Source organism: Salinivirga sp., from assembly GCF_035268865.1.
GTDB lineage: Bacteria > Bacteroidota > Bacteroidia > Bacteroidales > Salinivirgaceae > Salinivirga.
Genome location: NZ_DATFKB010000129.1, coordinates 1 through 4,268, shown reverse-complemented (window position 1 = coordinate 4,268; position 4,268 = coordinate 1). Strand labels below are relative to the sequence as shown.

The window sequence follows — 4,268 nt, the reverse complement described above, 5'->3', positions numbered from 1 at the left end:
ACACATTGTGGATGTTTTTTGATTGAAGAACCAGAATTCCAAGCAACAAAAGGTGAAATCCAAAAATGATGAGTGCAAACGACCAGATGGTTTCGAAAGATTTTAGGGATATCAAAATCTGTTCGGCTGCCGTCTGAACTTCACTGATATTTCCATTTACAATTTTTAGGACAGGTATCAAATTAAATATGGCCACTCCAAAAATAAATACGAATACGATTCGAAGTGCTGCGGTGAGTAGTGAAAGTTTTTTGTTTTCATTTCTGAAAAAAACATAGAGCGCCAAGGCAACAACCACATCGAGAATGAGAATAAAAAACCACCCAAAAATTTCTGCTTGAAATAGTAATCCATTTAATTTTAGATTGTTAAAGGTCGATTCCGGGTTATTTGCAATTACAAGTGTATTGTGGATATAACCATAAGTGAATCCGGCTACAACAGCCATAATAATTAAGGCGATTCCTGCGATTAAAGTAGACTTTCTATTCGTTTTCATCTTGCCTAATTTTTTTGTTCAACAATAATTACAACATTCCCTTTTTTATGCCCTGAAGCAATGTAAGTGTGTGCCTCTGCAACTTTTTCCAATGGGTACTGGCGGTCGATAACTGTTTTCAAACAGCCTTCTTTGAAGATTTCCAGCAGTTCATTAATTAATGATTTCAGTTCAGCATCGGTGCGAAGTCCGGTGGCAGCGAATTTTGCTTTCTTTTTACCAAAAACCGAAGTCCGCATCATTTGCAAAAGCAGAGAAAATTTTAGCACCGGAGATACATATTGTCCCTTTTCTGTAAGAATATTTTTACTTTTTGAGAATGAGCTTTTCCCAATGGTATCATAAACCACATCGTAGGTTTCATTCACATTGGTGAAATCTTTTTTTGTATAGTCAATTACATGATCGGCACCCAGCGATTTCACAAGACCAACATTGCGTGTACTTGATACACCAGTTACTTCGGCTCCAAAATATTTGGCGATTTGCACAGCCGCAGTTCCCAGGCTGCCGGAGGCTCCGTTAATCAAAACTTTTTGCCCGGGTTTAATTTGGGCAATTTCTTTCAGGAAATTCATTGAAGTTAAATGGCCGTCGCAATAGGTTGTGCCCTCGGCATAACTCATATTTTCGGGCATCGGCAATATCACGCCGTTTTCAGGAACAGTCAGATATTCGGCGTTGGTGCTAAATCCAAAAGTTGTTTCGCCAAAAACCCGATCGCCGGGTTTGAGTGTGGTCACATTTTTACCTACAGTTTCCACAGTGCCTGCAAAACCGGTTCCCTGGATAGGGTGTTTGGGTTTCCGGATTCCTAATATTAAACGTGCGTAGTAAGGTTTGCCGGTACGTATCATGCCGTCGGCAGTGCTGGCCGATGCAGCATAAACTTTTACCAGTACTTCATTTTCTTTGGGTTGTGGTTTGTCCACGTCTTGCAGTTTCAGCACATCCGGTGCCCCGTAGCCGGTAGCGACAATTGCTTTCATCATTTTTGCTTTCGTTTTCATAGTATAAATTTTTAAATGTTTACTATCGTTCTTATTTGATTTCCAACGAAATCACAAAGCAAATGTAGTGGAGGATAAGAAGATAAAAGTTCGGAAAAATGTTGAAGGTGTTCGGAATTATGATTGCGGACTAAAAAGTATTAATATACTAATCGGCAACAAAAAACCTCGCGCACATACACGAGGTCAAATTATATGTTTCATAAGGTCATGGCTAAATTCTGCTTCACTACAATTTGATTGTCAATTTTAGTTAAACAGAATGCTTGTTCTTTCCAGAGCGAATTGAAACTACTATAAATATTAGCACAAAAATGATGCAGAGGAAAACAAAAGTATCATGAATAATTGAATACAATGTAGTAACACCTTTTGTGGATAAGTGCCCGTACATAATCTTGTCATTATCATAAAAACTGGTCATCTGCGCAGTCATTTCACCAAAAGGAGTTATTGCTGCAGAAAGGCCAAACCGTGTTGAGCGCAGTATGGAATGACCTTGCTCTACGCCCCTAAATAAGGCCATTTGTGTATGCACCGGGTCAATTCCTTTCCAATCCGATGACGGAACAACAACAATGTCGGCGTCCAAATCACCATAGCCTTTGGCCAGATAAGGGAAATCGTAATCATAGCAAATAGCAGCACCTATATTGGTTTCTTTCAGTTTTGCCACCTTTAATGGAGATTTCCCTTTTACCGCTGGTTCCCCAGGTACTGGCTCGTGCTTCAGGTAGGAGTGTGTAATATTACCTGCCGGGTTTATGAACTGGTACTTATTTTCATATTTTAATGGCTCTATCGATATGGGTACTACATAAGCAGCAACTAAGGTGATGTTAAGTTTGGCAGCTAAGTCTTGAAGTGAGCTAACCCATTCAGCCTCGTCTTCCGGCATGATAAAGGTAGATGCTTCGGTCCATGAAATTATTTTGGCACCTCCTTTTGCAGCGATTCTTGTTCTGTTAAACAGTGAAGTTTTAATCCGCTGATTATTTTCTGCAGTCGGCAATGGCAAACCACTAACTTCCGAATCTGTACCAATTGCTGCTACCGTTATTGTTTCGATTATTTTTGTCTTGCTTATGTTGTAACGAACTGCTCCGAAGACAATAAGTAATAACATCACTAATGCAGGAAGCTGAAATGTTGAAAACGACAATTTTCTTTCTACAATGATGTTGGCAATAGAGGCGTTCACCCAATAAATAAGGAAGCTTAATCCGGCTAGCCCAAATAACGATACTGTTTGAATAAGGGGCAAATTGTCGTGCTGGGTGTATGCGGCAATACCCCAACTGGCAAATGGCGTGAAGCTATATTGAACCCATTCCAAAATAACCATTACAGCAGGAAATACGAACAGCGCGTTCTTTTGATTTTTAAATTTGCTCCAGAGCAAATAGCCAGGTAAATGAAACAGGCTTAAAGGTATGGAATAAAGAAAAACCAAGACCAATGGAATAGGATCGGTAACAATTTTTGTTACAACACTTGACCACGCTACAAGCAAAGCAAAGGAAAAAGTTAGCCGTGATTTCCAACCCTTTGTCAAGCTTAGGTAAATCAGAAATGGAACACTCGAAATCCACGCCATGATTTCAATACTGAAGCTCATGTGTGTTAAAGCCATGGTAACAATACCCATAGCAAGGTACCATAAGGGATTTATTTTATTTACGTTAAACCCTATTCTTGCAGTAGTTATTAAATCTTTCATCTTTCTTTGTTTTTAAATTCGCAACAAAGATTGATGATTCTGATTTCGAATCCATTAACATTTGTTAAAGGATGACATTTTACTTCGTGAGTTCTTTACGTAGCCTGCTTAATGAAATATTTGTAATTCCCAGATAGGAGGCAATGTCAACATGTGAGATTTGATTTTCCAGAAAGTGGTATTTTTCTCTAAATTGAATAAGCCTTTCTTTAGCGTTTAGCGAAGCAAGGCCAATTTCTTTTTCAACCTTTGCAAGAAGTTCATTTTGCAAGACCTTATTCCCAAACTCGCGTATGTCAAGGTTATCTATCATTAGTTGCTCAAACTTGTCAGCGTTCAAACTGGCTATGGTTAGTTCTGTAAGCGCCTGAAAGTTGAGTTGAGATAATTGATTAGCTGCTCTCGTTTTATTCGGAGAGATTACACCGCCCTCAAGAAAATAAGATATGGTTACTTCGTCTCCTTCAGGATTAAGTAGAAAGCTACGGCAAACACCTTGGAATACGAAGTATTCTTTATTGTTTTTCTTTCCCATATCTATAAACAAGTCACCTTTTTTATAGGTTTCTATCTCTATTAAATTGGCGACTAAATCTAATGAGGCTTCTGATATAGGCCTTACATTATTTATTATAGGTTTTGTGTATTCTTTGATTTGTGTGACATCCATATTGTATAATTAACAGCAACGTTTTGTGAATTTTTGTTGCTGTAAGGTACGAAAGAACAATAAAACTTACCTGCTGATGTAAGCCTTTTTTATTCTATCTAAATTGTTTTGGTTTTAAATTTCTACTTGCATTTTCTGCTATCTCTATAATTCTCTTTTCTCTAGTCTCATTTCTTTTAGCAGAAATGCCCCAGTACAATAAAATCTTTTTAGCAGACTTACTTAGACTATTAAAGTATTCCATTGAGCCTTTGTAGTTTGCAAATTCTTCTTTTAAGTCTTCTGGGATTTCAAGTTCTTCAACTCCATCCAAAGTTATCCAAGAACCATTTTCTTTTGCAATTTCAATGCTTTTGTAGCCTTCCTCTT

At 37.9% G+C, this 4,268-nt stretch carries 5 protein-coding genes; all 5 read right to left on the bottom strand.

What is annotated here, in order from left to right; translation table 11 throughout:
* A partial coding sequence (locus VJ937_RS07995) for a DUF4386 domain-containing protein (protein ID WP_324066372.1) occupies positions 1–499 on the bottom strand: 499 nt, incomplete at its 3' end.
* Positions 500–504: 5 nt separating this feature from the next.
* Positions 505–1,509, bottom strand: coding sequence for an NAD(P)-dependent alcohol dehydrogenase (locus VJ937_RS07990; RefSeq protein ID WP_324066371.1), 1,005 nt, complete (start codon positions 1,507–1,509; stop codon positions 505–507).
* Positions 1,510–1,762: 253 nt separating this feature from the next.
* Positions 1,763–3,229 (bottom strand): nitrilase-related carbon-nitrogen hydrolase, encoded by a 1,467-nt coding sequence (locus VJ937_RS07985; protein WP_324066370.1) that lies wholly within the window; start codon positions 3,227–3,229, stop codon positions 1,763–1,765.
* A gap of 79 nt (positions 3,230–3,308) precedes the next feature.
* Positions 3,309–3,899, bottom strand: a complete 591-nt coding sequence (locus tag VJ937_RS07980) for a Crp/Fnr family transcriptional regulator (protein WP_324066369.1) — start codon at positions 3,897–3,899, stop codon at positions 3,309–3,311.
* A 94-nt stretch (positions 3,900–3,993) separates the two neighbouring features.
* The coding region (locus VJ937_RS07975) for a YdeI/OmpD-associated family protein (RefSeq protein WP_324066368.1) at positions 3,994–4,268 on the bottom strand (275 nt) is incomplete at its 5' end.

Bases quoted from the DNA above. Each gene is read 5' to 3' on its own strand.
- VJ937_RS07990 (WP_324066371.1), bottom strand. From the start codon at position 1,509: ATGAAAACGAAAGCAAAAATGATGAAAGCAATTGTCGCTACCGGCTAC.
- VJ937_RS07985 (WP_324066370.1), bottom strand. From the start codon at position 3,229: ATGAAAGATTTAATAACTACTGCAAGAATAGGGTTTAACGTAAATAAA.
- VJ937_RS07980 (WP_324066369.1), bottom strand. From the start codon at position 3,899: ATGGATGTCACACAAATCAAAGAATACACAAAACCTATAATAAATAAT.